Origin of the sequence: Enterobacter cloacae complex sp. S1, from assembly GCF_014930525.1 — a bacterium.
Taxonomy (GTDB): Bacteria; Pseudomonadota; Gammaproteobacteria; order Enterobacterales; family Enterobacteriaceae; genus Enterobacter; species Enterobacter hormaechei_C.
The window spans coordinates 1-3059 of sequence record NZ_JADBRE010000070.1; the positions used below are offsets into that span (position 1 = coordinate 1).

3 protein-coding genes and 2 pseudogenes are annotated in these 3059 nt (G+C 41.5%); 1 reads left to right on the top strand and 4 read right to left on the bottom strand.

The features are described 5' to 3' along the window. Positions 1–142 (top strand): annotated as a pseudogene (locus IM290_RS21730) (hypothetical protein); the annotation flags it as partial. Between the two features lie 77 nt (positions 143–219). Here the strand turns inward: IM290_RS21730 and bamE are convergent. The 4 genes and pseudogenes from bamE to IM290_RS21735 form a co-directional block, all read right to left on the bottom strand. Beyond that, entirely contained in the window at positions 220–522 is a 303-nt protein-coding gene (gene bamE / locus IM290_RS21415; protein WP_193042720.1) for an outer membrane protein assembly factor BamE, read from the bottom strand. A gap of 101 nt (positions 523–623) precedes the next feature. Further along, the gene (locus IM290_RS21420) at positions 624–1292 is read right to left on the bottom strand and encodes a hypothetical protein (protein WP_193354510.1); all 669 of its coding nucleotides are present in this window, start codon (positions 1290–1292) and stop codon (positions 624–626) included. Between the two features lie 310 nt (positions 1293–1602). Next, entirely contained in the window at positions 1603–2841 is a 1239-nt protein-coding gene (locus tag IM290_RS21425; RefSeq protein WP_193042703.1) for a relaxase/mobilization nuclease domain-containing protein, read from the bottom strand. Beyond that, a pseudogene (locus IM290_RS21735) lies at positions 2841–3059 on the bottom strand (hypothetical protein); the annotation flags it as partial. The gene IM290_RS21425 and the pseudogene IM290_RS21735, both read right to left, overlap by 1 nt.

The window sequence follows — 3059 nt, forward strand, 5'->3', positions numbered from 1 at the left end:
GCCAGAGCCAGAGCCAGAGCCAGAGCCAGAGCCAGAGCCAGAGACAATAAAATCCTCTTTAAAGGAAAATACTGAGACTGTAGAAATGAAGAGTAAAGTTTGGGGGAGGCTAAAAAAGATAATCACTATCTTTAAAAAGTGATTTATGTTTTCTGTAAAAAAGCCCGTAGGTTTCAACTGCGGGCTAAATTTTCCCTTGATGCTGGTTTTGTCTTTTATCTAAAAAATGCCAGTCTTCACGTTGCTTGTTCCAGCATTAAAGATGTATGTGCTGACTTTTTCGCCTTTGAAAGAAACTGTCAGAGATTTAGTTTGTGAGTTTGCGCCGCCTGCAAGCAGTCCCACAGCGGGGATGAAAGAGGTTGCTTTGGACTGGCTGTTATACATAGTGTATGACCATTGCTCTTCACCATCGATCAAAGAACGGCTGTCAGGTTCACCGAACGATGCTAACACGTCCTGTTTTGTAGTTTTGCCTTTAAAAATTTTGGTTTTCACACTTTCCTGCGTCTCATTTTTCAATGACTGGTTGCCTACTGAAGAACAACCTGCCAAGGCCAGAAAAACGAATCCTACGATGATGATTTTTTTCATACAACACTTTCCTTTTTTATTTTTAAATTTTAGCGCTTTACTAACTCAATAAGATTTCTAAGTTCATTCTCAAACTTCTGGCTTCTTCTTTTCATCAAATTGATACAAATAAAACTACCAACTCTTGAGAAAAGATATGTAAACCACATGTATTTGTGGTCGCTCCACATGTAGCCGTCTTTAAATCCCCAAGGTAGTGTGAGGAATGAAATAAGTGCAGAAGCACAAAGTAAAATGAGAATAACGGTGAGCAATTTTGGAACAGGCATTGCTCTGTAATACGATGCTGTAGAGGCAGTATGAAATAGCATTGTCAGAAAAGCGGGAATAATAATGGTTTTCCTTTTTAAGTTTACCTCGTGTTCACCCGTTTTCTTATTAACGATAAGCGCATCTTTATATACATCATACGAACCATCCTCACTATATTGGCGAAGTTCGTATTTATGGATAGTGTGTGAACTTCTGAAAGGGATACCATAGTCAGAAATCTGCTTCTCATCCCCTGTGTTGGTTTTTACCCAGATATGACCATTGCCTAGATCGGAGTAGATGACAGTGGCAGAGAAGGTCTCAATAAATGTGAAAGTTCCACCAAACAGCACAAAATTGGGTGTCGTGATTTCCGTTTGCCGAGGATCATCAGAAAGACCAGCTTCAGATTCTTTCTTCCTGCTTTTCGTTGCGGAGATGCTCATACAAGTTCCTTAGTGTTCAAGATGAAGTCATATTCGGTGATGTATGAAACCGTCCAGGCTTACAGTTGAGATGGTAGTTGCCATTTCAAACCCTACGTTTGAGCTAATGAATAAGTAAATAGACTAGTTAAATCATATTGTTAGATGATTGCATGTAAATTGACATTTTGACTTAGTTCGTAAGAAACGCAAATCACTTGTACCGATCGATTACGTAATAATGATAGCCATTAACTATCAACACTAGGTTATCGATCGGTATAAACGATCGATATATTGGACTGTATTTATCAAAAAAGGCTTGCCAGCCTTACATCGAAAGCGAAGCTCTTCTGGATTGAGGTGCTGATTCGATGAGATTTTTTTGGGGGAGAGGCATAATCTCTACCACTCTCACGCCAGTGATGGTTTTGTGTTTTCGAGGACGTTTAAGGGTTGGGATTTTGAGGTTTTTCAACATACGATAAATTACATCGAGGTAGGGGATGTATTCCAACCACCTGAACGCTGAAACTGCATAGCTTTGGTCGGGGGCTTCTTTTAACGCTTCTTTAGCACCAGCTTCTAAGTGAAACTGCTTTACAGAAGCGTTAGTGTATTCGTCCTGACCAGCACGGTTATCATGGATAAGCGCTTCTATGGGGCTGTGAACCTCTCTTGTTGTGATTTCAGGAGCATCTGTAGTCATGAACGTACAAGGCGCTTCACTGTCAGATGCTTTCAGTTCAAACAGGAAAGCATTATCACGTTCCGGTTGATAGTTGAGTTTGTTCTGCAAGGCTGACCAAGAATAACCCTTACCGAGCTGCGAAGCTTTGAAAGCAATCCCCCTATATTCGAATGAAAAACCGTTCATCTTACCCGCAGAAGCAATGTTAGGGATTGGCCTGATATTTTGTGCCATAAGCTGTTGCACGAAGTCGGTAATCGATTGCCTGGTATCAAGCAGTTCATTAAGGGCGTTTTGGATGATTGCTTTTGGGCATAGCTCACCAGTTCTCTTTTCTATCATCAGCTCATTACGGGATTTTTTGAGCTTCGGTTTAGGTGAGGGCGCTGCTGGAGAAGCTTTCGGTCCTTTGGTTCTTGTCAGATTGTAATCTCTTTCAAGTTGCTGAATTATTCTTGTGCTTGCCAGATTCTCGTTCTTGCCGAGGTAGAGCTTTCCTGCATCAAGAGAAACTCTGCTTGCGATGATATGGATGTGCTGGCCGTCTTCGTCGTCATGTAGGATGTAGCATCTGAGATGCGTTTCAGAGAACCCCATTCTTGCCATGTAGTCATCTGCGATGTAGGACCACTGTTTAGCCGTTAGTGATTCACCTTTAGGTAAGCGAAGCGAGTTGTGCCAAACAGCCTTTTGCACGTCAGGGCGAAGCTGTTTGGTGCTATCAAATTCAGCGATCAGATCTTTAGCGGCATTGCCAACTATCGTTATATTTCCACCGATCACGATAGGGTCTTTTTTATGATGAGAACCGGGCTTTAATGCATAGAGGACGATACCAGCAAAACTCTTTCCTCTGCGGATTTTCTGCATCCCTTTCATTATTTATCACTGACAGATCGATTTGCTGACAGAAGGGCATCTCTTAGTGCTTTTATTCTTTTTTGCACCGTATAAATTTCGGTGATAGTAAAAGGACTATCGTGTGATTTAGTGTTGAGATGCTGAACAAGGTTGTTCAGATCCAGAGATGCTTTAGCAAGGTCTTTCCAGACAGTTAGATTTATTTCAGGAATTTTGGGAGGGAGACGATCCAATGC